This is a genomic window from Thalassospira sp. GB04J01 (genome assembly GCF_000751115.1).
Classification (GTDB): domain Bacteria; phylum Pseudomonadota; class Alphaproteobacteria; order Rhodospirillales; family Thalassospiraceae; genus Thalassospira; species Thalassospira lucentensis.
The window spans coordinates 341,353-356,110 of sequence record NZ_CCDX020000015.1; the positions used below are offsets into that span (position 1 = coordinate 341,353).

The window sequence follows — 14,758 nt, forward strand, 5'->3', positions numbered from 1 at the left end:
ACGCGACTCTCATTTGGCGATACGCGATACCCTATTTCCGGGGTGACGTTCAACCCTTCCTGCAAGTTCGAGTTCAATCAGAATGCTCGAAATGCTGTTTGCCGGAAGCTCAGACGCCCGAATAAGGTCATCAATCAGAAGCGGTGTGGTCGATAAAAGATCAAGAACTTTGCCACTCTGATCCGCATCGGTGTCGATGGGGGATAAATCCCCCAGTTCGCTATCAATTTCAATGCTTTGTGACGGTTCTTTTGATCCGGAATTTTCCGCATCCTGAACAATCGATTGTGCGATGTCATCATATCGCGCCGGATCGCTATTTACCTCAGGGCTGCGTGCGGTCGTGTTAAATTGATGAAAATCTTCAAAAAGGTGCGTGTTTTGCGTCGCATCACGCAAAGCATCCAAAATCACATCCGCAGAGTCGCATAATATTGCGCCGTCCCGGATCAGGCTATTTGGGCCTGCTGCACGCGGATCGGTTGGGGAGCCGGGAACGGCAAACACATCGCGTCCCTGTTCACCGGCAAACCTTGCCGTGATCAAGGATCCGGAATTTCGGCCCGCCTCAATCACAACCGTTCCGTATGATAGGCCTGAAATAATGCGGTTCCGCTTTGGGAAATGACGCGCTTGTGGCTGTAAGCCGGGCGGCATTTCTGAAATAACACAGCCCTGTTCGCACAGTTTGCCATAAAGATCGCGATGTTCGCGTGGATAGATGACATCAACCCCACCGCCCAGAACGGCAATGGTGCCACCATGTGCATTTGGATCGGCCTTAAGGGCCGCTTCATGGACTGCCCCATCAATGCCGCGCGCCATGCCCGACACCACAACATACCCCGCATCACATAGGCTGTGGCTAAGCTTTCGGGCAAATCCGCATCCGTTGGCCGATGCGTTGCGTGCCCCGACCAGCCCAATCGCAGGGCGTGCTAAAAGCTCAACACGGCCGATGGCATAAAAATAGGGAGGGGCATCTTCGATCCGGGCCAGAAGGGCGGGATATTCCGGGTCGCCCCAAATAACCGGTTTTGCCCCGCATTTTTGGGCCAATTCGATTTCCAAAACCGTATCGTTCCTGCTGGCCAGAACGATTTTACGAAATCCTTTGGTTTTGGCAATAATGTCAGGCAACTGTTCGATCGCATCACGGGCCGTGCCAAATCGATCAAGAAGTTTGCGAAATGTGATCGGGCCAATATTGCTGCTGCGCGCCAGTCGTATGCGCGACAGACGTTCAGATTGCGATAATCGCGAAGGTTGCTCATGATCAAAAAACATAACGCCCGGATTGTGCTCATCCGGGCGTTAATTCGTCAAGTACTTCAAAAGACTGTCGCTCAGCTCGCTTGGATATCTTCGTCCTTGTCGCTGTCTGCTTGTGCGTCTTTTTTCTTTTGCCCGATTTTGGGTTCTTCACCGCGCAGAAGGCGGCTGATGTTGGCGTGATGGGCCAGCCAGACAATCACCGCCAAAAATACGCCAAGCCATCCAGCACCCGGATCATTGGCAATAAAGAATGCCGCAAGTGGGGCTGCGATCATCGCAATCAGCGCCGAAAGCGATGAGATGCGGAATATCAGCGCCATCACCAGCCATGTAAGTGCTGCGCAAAGCCCCATGATCCAGTTTACGGCGGCCAGGGTTCCAAGGGTCGTGGCAACACCTTTGCCGCCCTTAAACCGCAGCCAGACCGGAAACATGTGGCCAATCACAGCAGCACCACCGGCAAAGATGCCCTGTTCGACGCCGACAAGGTGGGTGAAAATCAGAACCGCAAACGCACCTTTGCCCGCGTCCCCAATCAGGGTCAGGAAGGCAAGGCCCTTGCGTCCAGTGCGTAAAACGTTGGTTGCACCAATGTTGCCCGACCCGATTTTGCGGATATCGCCAAGGCCTGCCATACGGGTCAGGACAAGGCCAAACGGAATGGACCCCAGCAGATAACCGCAAACTGTTGCGACCTGAAGCGACATCAACATTGCTTTGTAGGTGGCATCAAGTTCCATTTCAGGCGCCTTCCGTAAACACTTCGCGGCCGTCAATCAGGGTGCGCAAGACGCGCCCCTGTGTCAGGCGACCATCAAAGGGCGAGTTTTTTGATTTGGACTGGAATTGGTAAGGATCAATTTTCCACGGACGGTCCGGATCAAAGATCACCAAATCCGCCGGTGTTCCTTCTTCAAGCGTGCCAGCCCCCTTGATGCGGACAAGCGCTGCGGGAACACGGGTCAATTTCGTGATGACCTCAAGCAGTGACATATGCCCGTTGTGATAGAGCTCAAGTGCGATGGGCAGCAACGTTTCAAACCCGACACCACCTGCGGCGGCCTGCGCAAAGGGCAGGCGCTTTGAGTCAACATCTTGCGGGTTATGGTCCGACGCAATGGCATCAATCGTGCCATCGGCCAAACCGGCAACAATCGCCTGACGGTCGTCTTCGGATCGAAGGGGTGGGGACAGTTTGGCAAATGTCCGGTAATCAGACACCGCGTTTTCATTGAGCGCAAAGTAAAACGGTGCCGTGTCACACGTGACTTTTAGGCCACGTTTTTTGGCCTTGCGGATCACCTCAACCGATTCACCGGTCGAAATATGGGCAAAATGCAAACGTCCACCCGTCATTTCAACAAGCCGTAAATCGCGTTCTATCTGAATAACCTCGGCCAAGGGCGACACACCCGAAAGACCAAGACGGGTGGCAAGTTCTCCACTGTTCATCGCCGCCCCCCTGGAAAGTTCCGGTTCCTCGGGATGCTGAACAATCATGCCATCAAAGAAGGTCGAATAGGCCAGTGCCTGACGCAAAAGGCGTGCGCTGGCAATCGTCTGAATGCCATCGCAAAAGGCAACCGCACCGGCCTGATGCAATAGACCAAGTTCGGTAATTTCCTTGCCTTCAATGCCTTTGGATACCGCGCCGTAGACAAAAACTTTTGCCAACCCAACCTTGCGAGCACGCCGTGCGATAAATTCCACACCCGCCACGTCATCAATCACCGGATCGGTGTTGGGCAGGGCAATGATCGTTGTAATGCCGCCCGTGGCCGCCGATCTTCCGGCGGTTTCAATGGTTTCCTGATGCTCAAACCCCGGTTCGCGCAATTGCGCGCGCATATCCACCAGTCCGGGTGCCAGACACGCCCCGTTCAAATCAGTGATCTGATAACCTTCGGGCACGGTATCGGTCGTAACATCGGCACCGCTTTTAAGGATTTTGTCGTCGTTGATCAGAATACCGCCAAGGGCATCGGTTTGTTTGACTGGGTCAATCAGGCGGGCATTGATAAATGCCTTTTGGCCAGCGCCTTTGGCGCGAATGGCGGGGCTCATGCCTGACCTCCCATCGTTCTATGGTTCTGGACAAGCAGTTCAAGGGTTGCCATGCGGACTGCAACCCCCATTTCGACCTGTTCACGAATGACCGACCGTTCGACGTCATCAGCCACTTCACTATCGATTTCGACACCACGGTTCATGGGGCCGGGATGCATGATCAGCGCGTCGGGTTTGGCATTTGCCAGTTTGGCACGATCAAGACCATGGAAATGGAAATACTCACGCACCGAAGGGATAAAGCTTCCTTCCATGCGTTCAAGCTGAAGACGTAACATCATGACGATATCGCAGTCTTTCAGGCCTTCTTCCATGTTATGGAATATCTCAACACCCATCCGGTCGATCTTTGACGGGATCAAGGTCGGTGGGGCCACAAGGCGCACCCGCGATCCCATGGTGTTGAGCAACAAGATATTGGACCGTGCCACGCGTGAATGGGCGATATCACCACAAATCGCAACGTTGAGACGATGCAGGCGACCTTTGTGGCGACGAATGGTCAATGCATCTAGTAACGCCTGTGTCGGATGTTCATGGCGACCATCCCCGGCATTCAAAACCGCGCAATTGACTTTTTCGCTGAGCAATTTGACAGCACCACTGTCGCCATGACGCACCACAAGTGCATCCGGGTTCATCGCGTTTAACGTCATCGCCGTATCAATCAGGGTTTCACCCTTTTTGACCGAACTCGTTCCCACCGTCATGTTGATGACATCCGCACCAAGCCGCTTGGCGGCGAGCTCAAAGGACGTCAGGGTACGGGTGGAATTTTCGTAAAACAGATTAACAACCGTGGCACCGGCCAGAATATTACTGGTCTTGTCAGCAGAACGGTTCTTTTCCGCGTAATGCTGTGCCCGATCAAGAATAAGGGTGATTTCCCCGGGGGTAAGACCCTCGATGCCGAGGAGGTGTGGGTGCGGATAATGATCCGCCGCTGGTCCCATGACGCTCATGGCGTTGCACATTTCCCTTGGGTGATCCTGGAAGAATTTCGCGCGGAGCATACCCAATTGGCCCGGTCACGAAAAGGTAAATATTGCGCTGTTATACTGCCTGTTTCCTGACTGCATGGTCAAGTTTTCCGGACGGTTGCGTGGACAGGGCCCGCGTTAAACCGCATGCACCAGAATGGCAATGATTGGCATGCTCGCAATTGCCACCAGTGTATGGACAGTAATGATGCTGGCCATCATCGGCGCATCCCCGCCCATCAGGCGCGCCAGTACATAGGCACTGGCCGAACAGGGCAGGGCGGCATATAGGACAACGGCCGCCATGTCGGTCGTGGGTAATCCCAATGCGATGCAAAGCCCCGCGGCGATTGCCGGGCTGATTGCCAGTTTTCCAATTGTTGAGATACCAACGGGAATGCCCGCCTGCCGGGCTGCTGTCAGATCAAGTCCGGCTCCAACCGCAAGCAAGCCTATCGGAAGGGCTGCCCGGCCAAGAACCTCAAGGAACGGACCAATGACTGGGGGCAACCCAACCCCGATGACATTCATAAGGCTTCCGAGGACACAGGCCATCAATAGCGGGTTTTTGACGACATCGCGCAGCAGCGACAACACGCCGGGTGTGCGGTCATTGTCTCCCCAATGCGCGCAGGCAAGAACCGAGATAACATTGACGGTCGGCACCACCAGTGCGACGCAAAGGGCAGTCACCGTTAATCCGTGCGTCCCTAGCAAGGCGGCTGCAACGGCAAGGCCGATATAGGTATTGGGGCGAATGGCCCCTTGCACCAGCGATGAAAATGCTGCCGGACTGACTTTAAGCACCGGTTTGATTGCAAGAATTAAAAGTGTGCAGATCGCAATCGTCCCCAGCATTGCCCCGGCAATCCCGAGCAGCGGTAAGCTGCCAAGGTCGGCCTTGGCCGTATTGGAAAACAGCAAGGCCGGGAAGGTCACAAAATAGGTCAGTTTTTCCGCACCCGGCCAGAACGTATCAGGCAGAAAACGCCGTTGACGTAAGACATACCCCAGAATGATCAGGGCAAATGTCGGTAGCAGGGCGGAAAGAATGGCGATCATCAAATGTCTTTCAACATAGAACTGCGAGCGATGCTTGTCTTTCGATCAGCAGTCTGGAGCTTGATTTACGATTGTAAAGCAACCACTTGGTCTAGGGAACTGATTTGCAGGTCGTGATCTGACTGTGAGCCAGTTGTGCTTTGCCGATGATATCAGACTGTGATAGTCAGCACAGGGTTCATAATGCTGACAATGTACACTGATTTCAATTGAAAGCGTTTTCTACACCACCACCATTAAGGGGTTACCACATGCCGCGCGCGATTGATCATCTTGTTTTGTGTGTGAACGATCTTGATGCCGCAATTGCCGCATATACCGAGCTTGGCTTTACCGTAACCCCGCGTGCGATCCACCCTTTTGGGACCGGCAATGCGCTGATCCAGCTTGATGGTATGTACATCGAATTACTGTCGGTCATTGAGCCAGCCAAGATTGCCGAAACCGATCTTGCGTCACCATTTTCCTTTGCCGTTTATAACCGTGACTACCTGCGCCATCGCGAAGGTATGTCGATGCTGGCCCTGCAGTCACACGATGCGGAAAAAGATCGCGAAGATTTCATTGCCGCCGGAGCGGCTGTGCCGCGCGTCTTTCATTTCGAACGCGATGCCAAAACGCCACAGGGTGATGAAGTTGGTGTTGCGTTTGCGCTGGCATTCGCCAACCATCCTTTATTACGAAATGCGGTCAGTTTTGTTTGCCAGCATCGCCATCCACCTCAGAATTTCTATTTCCCCGAATATCAGTCACATCAAAATACGGCCTGCGCGATTGGCAAGGTCTTCTTGTCACATTGGGCTGCGGATGCCGTACGCGAATTCTATCAAGGCATTGATGTCGATGGATTGGTCGAAGCCCTGCACGGCGATGAGTTGATCGACAAATACGGCATTGATGATCCAAACTTCCCAACGGACGGGTTCGCCGGGTTTGAGTTGATTGTCGATGACATGTCGCGGATTGCGGATGCGGCAAAAACGCTGGGGGCGATCTATAAAAAGGATCAACTGATCCTGCCGCCCTCGAAATTCTTTGGCGTGATGGTTGTGATCACTGCCAAATAAAAAAAGCCGCCTGAAATATCAGGCAGCTTTCAATTTGGTGTTGCGTCGCTTGTGCTTGGCGTAGGGGCGTTTATGCCTCGTCGCCCTCATCTTCAAAATCGTCTTCTTCTTCATCGGGCACAGCATTTTCGCCCGGATCAGTATGACGGTTAAGGTTATCAAGCGCACCTTGCAGGATATAGGCGGCCGCCGTTTTATCGACGACTTCCGCGCGACGTTTGCGCGTCATGTCGACTTCTTGAATCAGGATGCGCTCAACCGCATTGGTCGACAGGCGCTCGTCCCACATCAAAACGGGCAGGTCGATATATTTTTCCATCTCGTCGATGAACGCGTAAACCCGATGGCAAGCTTTCCCAATCGTACCGTCAAGCTCACGCGGGAAGCCAATGACGATGCCCCCGACATTCTGCTTGGTGACGATTGATGAAAGCTGTGCAACGTCGCGGGTGAATTTCTTCCGCGAGATCAGCTCATAAGGTGATGCAATCTGCAGCCCGACATCTGAAAGGGCTACGCCAATGGTTTTGGTGCCAAGATCAAGCCCCAAAACGCGCGCTGCTGGTGTCAGGCACCGCAGCAATTCCTGTGTATCATTGCAAATCATGGCGACCTTATAGGTTCGTTGGCGATAAAATACCAGCGCAAAGCAATCATGTTGCCCATCCGTGAACGCATAGCAGCCCGCACCCCTGGCAGCAGTCGATAATGCTGCTTTTGGTGTAATCTTTGTGTGGTTATGTCGCAATGCTTCTATATTTGGTGTTTCTTTAGGTTGAACTGAAGCAGCTTGTTTGTTCTAATGTGTGAATTCAAAATTTGAGCAAAACTGAAAACAGCACAAAATTTGTGCGAAAACGAAACTCAAAGTGAATGAAGATAAAACAGGGGGTATTTGGGCTTGACCGACGGTGCATCTAATGACGCGTTTGTTGAATTTGAACGCGTACAGAAAAGCTACGATGGCGAAACGCTTGTCGTGAAAGATCTCAACCTATCGATGCCAAAGGGCGAATTCCTGACGATGCTTGGCCCATCAGGGTCTGGCAAAACGACATGCCTTATGATGCTCGCAGGTTTTGAGACAGCCACGCATGGCGACATTCGCTTGGGCGGTGTTTCCATCAATAATATCCCGCCGCACAAGCGCGGTATTGGTATGGTGTTTCAGAACTACGCACTGTTCCCGCATATGACCATTGCCGAGAATCTTGCGTTCCCGCTAGAAGTTCGCAAGCTTGGCAAGGCCGAGCGTGAACAGAAGGTCAAAAGGGCACTCGACATGGTCGAGATGGGCGATTTTGGTGGTCGCCGTCCGGCACAATTGTCGGGAGGACAGCAGCAACGTGTCGCTTTGGCGCGCGCACTGGTGTTTGAGCCGGAACTGGTTCTGATGGATGAACCGCTTGGCGCACTTGATAAACAGCTGCGTGAAAAAATGCAGTTTGAAATCACCTATCTGGCGCATCAGTTGGGCATCACCACCGTTTACGTGACCCACGATCAGACCGAAGCCCTGACCATGTCAGACCGGGTTGCCGTGTTTGACGATGGCCGCATTCAGCAGCTTGCGCCGCCAGATAAGCTTTATGAAACACCGGAAAACAGCTTCGTCGCCCAATTCATTGGCGAGAACAACACGCTTGAAGGTGTTGTCAAAGAAATCAAGGGCAATACTTGCGTCATTGAGCTCGATGGCGGCGAAGTCATTGACGCCGTACCGGTCAACGTAAGTAAAGTCGGCGAACGCACCCGTGTGTCGATCCGCCCAGAACGCGTTGAATATAACAGGGATCGTCTCCACGAAGATGCCCACACACTCAAAGCCGAGGTGCTGGAATTCATCTATATGGGCGATATTTTCCGCACACGTCTGCGTGTGGCCGGGAACGACGAGTTTGTGATCAAAACAAGAAATGCACCAGATCAGGTACGTCTGAAGCGGGGCCAGCAGATCGAAATCGGCTGGCTTGCAGAAGATTGCCGCGCACTAGACGCGTGACGATCAGACTTTAGGCAGAAACAGGATTGGCACGCCCGGGTGCCTTCCGAAGTCAATAGTTCCGGGAAACAATCAGGGAGCATAACTATGCAACTTTTAAAGACCCTTTCAGCGACGACACTGCTTGTCGCGGCCAGTGGTACGGCTTTTGCCGCCGATATGGCTTCAAATATGACGCTGGTAAGCTGGGGTGGCGCGTATCAGGCCAGTCAGGTTGCGGCTTATGCCGAGCCATACAAAGCCATGAACCCAGATGTTACGATCACTTGGGACGAAAGCTCGAACGAGGCCGTTGCCAAACTGCGTGCGATGAACGAAGCCAACAACGTCACTTGGGATTTGGTTGATGTTGTTGCTTCTGACGCGTTGCGCCTTTGCGACGAAGGTCTGGCAATGGAAATTGATGCCAACGAGCTTCTTGCGCCAGCACCTGATGGCACATCGGCCGAGGATGACTTTGGTGATCTTCTGGTCAGCGATTGCTTTATCCCGCAGATTGTGTATTCCACCACCGTTGGTTATCGCACCGACATGGTTCCGGAAGGCACCGCTGCACCGACCGATATCTGTGCAATTTTCGATACCGAAACATACCCAGGCATGCGTTCGCTCGAAAAACGCCCGATCAATAACATGGAATGGGCACTGCTTTGCGACGGTGTTGCCAAGGACGAGGTTTACGACGTTCTCGGTACCCCGGAAGGTCAGCAGCAGGCACTTGATAAGCTCGCAACCATCAAGGACGACGTGATCTGGTGGAGCGCTGGTGCAGATACGCCGCAGCAGCTTGCTGATGGTGAAGTCTTCATGGGGTCGACTTACAATGGTCGTCTGTTCTCCGCGATTGTTGAGCAGGATCAACCGATTGGTATGCTTTGGGATGCACAGGTCTTCGATCTTGACGGTTGGATCATTCCGGCCGGCCTGCCAGAAGATCGTCTTGCCCGCGTGAAGGATTTCGTTCGCTTCGCAACCGACACGCAGCGTTTGGCTGACCAGTCCAAATATATCTCTTATGGCCCGGCACGTGCGTCTTCGGCTCCGCTGGTTGGCAAACATGCCACACTGGGTATCGAAATGGCGCCGCATATGCCGACCGATCCGGAAAACAGCAAGAACACGTTCCTGTATAACTACGAGTTCTGGGCTGATTACCGCGATGATATCGATGCCAAGTTCCAGGCTTGGTTGGCTCAGTAAGAGCTAATTGGAAGGGGGCCGCCTGCGGCCCCCTTTTCCCATTAAAGTGTGACCAATCGATATAACAGACCGACAAAACGGCGGGCTGACGGGGGCGTGATGAGTGATACGACACAAGAGTTAGTGCTGGCAGCGGATGGCAGGCCACTAAAACAGAGCTTGCGACGGGCTTTAATGCGGCAAAAGATACGAGCGCTGATGCTGATCGCGCCACTTTTGCTGTTCGTGGTTGTGACCTTTGTCGTTCCTATTTTGTCGATGCTTTTCCGCTCTGTTGAAAATGACATCGTGCCCGATACAATTCCCGGCGTGGTAACTGAGCTTGCCGAATGGGATGGTTCAACCGGGGTGCCGCCGTCCGAAGAAGTTTTCCGCTACCTTTATCTGGACCTGTTCAAGGCATCAGAAGCCAAACAGCACACCAGGTTAGGGACGCGCCTGAACTATGAAAAAACCGGACTGTCTTCCTTGTTGCGCACCACCGGGCGTTCGCTGGATGACGTTGGTGAAGAATGGCAGGATCCGCTCGAAGACATCGATGCGAATTTCAAGGACGGTGCGTTCTGGTACAAAATGATGTCTGGCACCGACGGCGAAGATCTGCTTGAGGAGCGCCGCGATCTTTGGGCTGCAATGGTTGGCGAAAGCATGGGCGGGGATGTCGGCTTTGTCCCGTCAGAGCAGGTTGCTCAGATGTTGCCCTGGACCACGCGTGCCTATACAGATTTCGCAATCTGGACCGCGATCGAGGAAGAAGACACCGTTGCCGAGGAAGACCCTTGGGAATCTGTCTATGGTGCCTTGGGGATGGATTTGACCACCCCCGAAACTGTCACCGCGATCCAAAGCTATACCGGGCCGGGGGCTGACGCCTTAAAAGCTGCGGCGGCTAATGTCGGCCAACTGCCGCAAACCGGCTTCCGCGAAGCCTTCGCGGCTGAGAATGAAGACTGGCTGTCGCATGATGTCTGGGCCACGATCAAGCTCTATTCATCGAGCATGACGTCAGGCTATTTCCTCAATGCGGTCGATATGCAATTGACCCCGGACGGGATCGAACAGAAACCAGAAAACCAGCAAATCTATACCCAGCTATTTATGCGAACACTTGTGATGGCACTCATCATTACGGCAAGCTGTGTCATTCTGGGCTACCCAGTTGCGTGGCTGCTGGCAAACTTGCCAATGCGCACGGCCAGTATTCTGATGATCCTTGTTCTTCTGCCGTTCTGGACGTCGCTTCTTGTTCGGACCTCTGCATGGAAAGTCCTTTTGCAACAACAAGGGGTCATCAACGAGATCCTTGTTTGGCTTGGTTTTGTGAATGATGCTGATCGTCTGATCCTGATGAACAATGCGACCGGTACGATCATTGCCATGACGCATATTTTGCTGCCGTTCATGATCCTGCCGCTTTACTCCGTGATGAAAACCATTCAGCCAAGCTACCTTCGGGCGGCCAAGTCGCTTGGTGCGACCAACTGGACCGCGTTCTGGCGGGTTTATTTCCCCCAGTCGGTGCCGGGCATTGGCGCAGGCTCGATCCTGGTCTTCATCTTGGCCATTGGCTATTACATCACGCCGGAAATCGTTGGTGGCACAAGTGGTGTCTTCATCTCAAACCGGATTGCCTATCACATCTCAAGTTCACTCAACTGGGGCTTGGCGGCAGCATTGGGTTCTATCCTTCTGGTGGTCGTGCTGGGTCTGTACTGGTGCTATGACAGGATTGTCGGCATTGATAACGTGAAGTTGGGGGGCTAAGGGCATGAGTACTGCAATCATTGAAATCAAACGGCCGGACCTTTTGACCTTCACGATGCCAATCGTGGCAGTATTGGGGGCGATGTTCGGCTTTATAACCGGCAACATCTTTGGTGATCCATGGATCGGGTTGATCGGCGGCGCCATTGTTGGTGCGGCATTGGCCGGTATTCTGGCAAAGATCACGTCGGTCAAGCGTTGGAAAAGCATCTGGGGCGTTGCCGTGCTTTTCGGCGTCGTCGCGGCAATTTTCGGCGGTGTTGGCGGTCTGTTTGGCGGATTTCTTGTCGGCCTTTCGATGGGCTGGTTCGCGACATGGGTTGGCACCGGTCAGTATCGTAAACGTGTGCCAATCTATTACACACCGGGGCAGGTGCTTTGGCACAGCACGTTCCTGTTCATCTGTGCTTTCGTGTTCTTCTTCCTGATCGCACCGTTGGTCCCGGTCATTTGGCTCAGCTTCAATGCTGAAAACTTCTTCACCTTTACGCCTGAAATGCTGAGTTTTAAGGCCGAAGGCTATAGCCTGAAGCATTATCGTGACTTCCTTGGGACGGATGAGTGGATGGTGCCGCTCAAAAACTCGCTGATCATTGCGCCGATTGCGACAATTATATCGGTGTCGCTGGGAACGCTGGCGGCCATCGGTCTGAGCCAGTCTCATGTGCCCGGTCGACAGGCAATGATGGCCATCCTGATTTCACCGATGATTGTGCCATTGATCATTTCTGCGACTGGCATGTTCTTTTTCTATGCGCCGCTTGGCAACTGGCTTCAGGTCAATCTCGGCCTTAATCAGGCATTTGTTGGTTATGTGAAGGTGATCCTTGCTCATGCGGTACTGGGGATTCCCTTCGTAATTATCACTGTCACGGCGACACTGGTGGGCTTTGATAAATCGCTGACGCGTGCAGCGGCGAATATGGGAGCAAACCCGGTCACGACGTTCTTTCGGGTGCAAATGCCACTTATTCTGCCGGGTGTAATTTCAGGCGGTTTGTTTGCTTTCATCACCTCGTTTGATGAAGTGGTCGTTGTATTGTTCGTTGGCTCAGCCCGTCAGCAAACCCTGCCATGGCAGATGTACACTGGTTTGCGCGAACAGATTTCCCCGACCATTCTGGCAGCCGCGACAATCCTTGTATCGGTCTCAATCTTGCTCCTGCTAACGGTTGAGTTGCTCCGCCGTCGTTCCGAGCGTCTGCGGGGCATGAGCCCGGGGTAAGCCGAACACATCAGACCGGGACCAAACAGACCGGGATGTCTAACCAAGTTAAACCGGGCCGGCGGCATTCAGTGTCGTCGGCCCGTTTGCATGTCGGGCCCTAAAAATCCGCACATTCGTATCTGCATTATGGCGTTTGTTATTGTGTATTGATGTGTGTGGGCATCGTGCCAATACGATGCCGTAAAATCGTAAAATCAAAACGACCACGATGGCACATGATCATCGGCATTACCGGCCCTTGCGGCGGGGGCGTCGGGGTGCTAGTTTCCGCGCTGTAATTCACGTTCTGGCAGATGGATCATCTGCCGGGTTTTTTGTCATTCCTTAAGAGAGACTTTCATCCATGTCGTCTTTGGATAAGGAAACAGTTCGCCGTATTGCCTATCTTTCACGCATCAACGTGTCCGAAGAAGGCCTCACCGAACTGGCGGGTGATTTGACCCGTATCCTCGATTTTGTCGAGGAACTGCAAGAAGTTGATGTCGAAGGCTGTGAGCCGCTGACGTCGGTTGCCGATCTGACCTTGCCGCTGCGCAAGGATGAAGTCACCGATGGCAACATCCAGCAAAAAGTGCTGTCAAACGCACCGATGACCGATGCTGGCTGTTTTGTTGTGCCCAAGGTGGTTGAATAATGACTGATCTGACAAAGCTGACACTTGCCGAGGCCCGCGACGGTCTGGCAAAGGGTGATTACACTTCGGTCGAACTGACCCAAGCGCACCTGAAATCGATGGAAGCGCATCGCAACCTGAACGCTTACATCACCGAAACCCCGGACAAAGCCATCGAGATGGCCAAGGCATCCGATGCCAAGCGCGCCAAAGGTGATGCTGGCAACATGGAAGGCCTGCCGATTGCGGTCAAAGACCTGTTCTGCACCGAAGGTGTTCAGACCACAGCCGCATCGCACATCCTCGAAGGGTTCAAACCCGAATATGAATCCACCGTCACCAGCAAGCTGTTTGACAATGGTGCGGTTATGCTCGGCAAGGCGAACCTTGATGAGTTCGCCATGGGGTCCGCCAACACGTCATCCTACTACGGGAATGTAATTAACCCGTGGAAAGGCAAAGACGGCAAGGACCTTGTGCCCGGCGGTTCGTCGGGTGGTTCGGCCGCCGCCGTTGCCGGTGGCATGGCGCTTGCCGCAACCGGGACAGATACCGGTGGCTCGATCCGTCAACCGGCATCCTATTGCGGTATTGTTGGCTTGAAGCCGACCTATGGTCGTTGCTCACGCTGGGGCGTTGTTGCCTTCGCAAGTTCGCTTGATCAGGCCGGTCCGATGACCAAAACCGTACGCGATGCAGCCATCATGCTCGGTTCAATGGCCGGGCACGATGCCAAGGACAGCACGTCTGCCCCGATGGCGGTCCCTGATTTTGAAGCCGCCCTGACGGGTGACATTCGCGGTATGAAAATCGGTATTCCCAAAGAATACCGGGTTGATGGTATGCCCGAAGAAATCAGCAAGCTTTGGGAAAATGGCGTTGCCATGTTGCGCGACGCGGGGGCGGAAGTGGTCGATGTGACCTTGCCGCACACCAAATATGCGCTTGGTACCTATTACATTGTTGCCCCGGCAGAAGCATCTTCGAACCTGGCTCGTTATGACGGTTTGCGTTATGGACAGCGTGTGATGGACGAAGGCGACAGCCTTGATGACATGTATTCCAAATCGCGTGCCGCTGGCTTTGGTAAAGAAGTCCAGCGCCGCATCATGATCGGGACCTATGTGCTGTCGGCTGGTTATTATGACGCCTATTACAATAAGGCGCTTAAAGTCCGTCGTCGCATCTACGAAGATTTCGCAAATGCGTTTGGCACTGTTGATACCATTTTGGCACCAACCGCACCGTCTGCGGCCTTCGCAATTGGCGAAAACGAAGACGATCCGGTCAAAATGTATCTCAACGATGTGTTCACCGTTCCGGCAAGCCTTGCGGGTCTTCCGGGCCTGTCATTGCCTGCGGGGCTGTCGTCCGAAGGTCTTCCGCTTGGTTTGCAGCTGATTGGCAAGCCGTTTGACGAAGAAACCGTTCTGCGTGTCGGGGGCGTGCTTGAAAGTGCGGCCAACTTCACCGCAAAACCATTCGGGCAGGAGGGCTGAT

Annotated in this window: 13 protein-coding genes; 7 read left to right on the plus strand and 6 right to left on the minus strand. The window is 53.6% G+C overall.

The features are described 5' to 3' along the window. Positions 1–9 precede the first annotated feature (9 nt). The 5 genes from dprA to AMM48_RS17360 form a co-directional block, all read right to left on the minus strand. Positions 10–1,287, minus strand: coding sequence for a DNA-processing protein DprA (gene dprA / locus AMM48_RS17340; protein ID WP_244271275.1), 1,278 nt, complete (start codon positions 1,285–1,287; stop codon positions 10–12). A 59-nt stretch (positions 1,288–1,346) separates the two neighbouring features. Further along, positions 1,347–2,015, minus strand: a complete 669-nt coding sequence (gene plsY / locus AMM48_RS17345) for a glycerol-3-phosphate 1-O-acyltransferase PlsY (RefSeq protein ID WP_181951587.1) — start codon at positions 2,013–2,015, stop codon at positions 1,347–1,349. Between the two features lies 1 nt (position 2,016). After that, positions 2,017–3,339 (minus strand): dihydroorotase, encoded by a 1,323-nt coding sequence (gene pyrC / locus AMM48_RS17350; RefSeq protein WP_102785056.1) that lies wholly within the window; start codon positions 3,337–3,339, stop codon positions 2,017–2,019. Next, positions 3,336–4,295: an aspartate carbamoyltransferase catalytic subunit gene (locus AMM48_RS17355; RefSeq protein WP_101300911.1), complete on the minus strand. Its 960-nt coding sequence runs from the start codon at positions 4,293–4,295 to the stop codon at positions 3,336–3,338. Before AMM48_RS17355 ends, pyrC begins: the two co-directional genes overlap by 4 nt. A gap of 165 nt (positions 4,296–4,460) precedes the next feature. Continuing rightward, positions 4,461–5,384 (minus strand): AEC family transporter, encoded by a 924-nt coding sequence (locus AMM48_RS17360; RefSeq protein ID WP_102785057.1) that lies wholly within the window; start codon positions 5,382–5,384, stop codon positions 4,461–4,463. Positions 5,385–5,635: 251 nt separating this feature from the next. Here AMM48_RS17360 and AMM48_RS17365 point away from each other — a divergent pair, with 251 nt between their 5' ends. Next, positions 5,636–6,451, plus strand: a complete 816-nt coding sequence (locus tag AMM48_RS17365) for a VOC family protein (protein WP_102785058.1) — start codon at positions 5,636–5,638, stop codon at positions 6,449–6,451. Between the two features lie 70 nt (positions 6,452–6,521). Here AMM48_RS17365 and ruvX read toward each other — a convergent pair whose 3' ends face one another. Beyond that, on the minus strand, positions 6,522–7,058 hold the full coding sequence (gene ruvX, locus AMM48_RS17370) for a Holliday junction resolvase RuvX (protein WP_102785145.1): 537 nt from the start codon (positions 7,056–7,058) through the stop codon (positions 6,522–6,524). A gap of 294 nt (positions 7,059–7,352) precedes the next feature. Between ruvX and AMM48_RS17375 the strand changes: the two genes are divergently transcribed. From AMM48_RS17375 to gatA, 6 genes are all read left to right on the plus strand, one after another. Beyond that, positions 7,353–8,453, plus strand: coding sequence for an ABC transporter ATP-binding protein (locus AMM48_RS17375; RefSeq protein ID WP_102785146.1), 1,101 nt, complete (start codon positions 7,353–7,355; stop codon positions 8,451–8,453). An 87-nt stretch (positions 8,454–8,540) separates the two neighbouring features. Further along, entirely contained in the window at positions 8,541–9,653 is a 1,113-nt protein-coding gene (locus AMM48_RS17380) for an extracellular solute-binding protein (RefSeq protein WP_102785059.1), read from the plus strand. 198 nt (positions 9,654–9,851) lie between these two features. Further along, positions 9,852–11,417: an ABC transporter permease gene (locus tag AMM48_RS17385; protein ID WP_244271276.1), complete on the plus strand. Its 1,566-nt coding sequence runs from the start codon at positions 9,852–9,854 to the stop codon at positions 11,415–11,417. Positions 11,418–11,421: 4 nt separating this feature from the next. Next, positions 11,422–12,642, plus strand: a complete 1,221-nt coding sequence (locus AMM48_RS17390; RefSeq protein WP_102785061.1) for an ABC transporter permease — start codon at positions 11,422–11,424, stop codon at positions 12,640–12,642. A 346-nt stretch (positions 12,643–12,988) separates the two neighbouring features. After that, positions 12,989–13,279 carry an Asp-tRNA(Asn)/Glu-tRNA(Gln) amidotransferase subunit GatC gene (gatC, locus tag AMM48_RS17395; RefSeq protein ID WP_022730672.1) on the plus strand — a complete coding sequence of 97 codons (291 nt, stop codon included), beginning with the start codon at positions 12,989–12,991 and terminating at the stop codon, positions 13,277–13,279. Beyond that, positions 13,279–14,757 (plus strand): Asp-tRNA(Asn)/Glu-tRNA(Gln) amidotransferase subunit GatA, encoded by a 1,479-nt coding sequence (gene gatA / locus AMM48_RS17400; protein ID WP_102785062.1) that lies wholly within the window; start codon positions 13,279–13,281, stop codon positions 14,755–14,757. The genes gatC and gatA overlap by 1 nt, the downstream gene beginning before the upstream one ends. Position 14,758 lies beyond the last annotated feature (1 nt).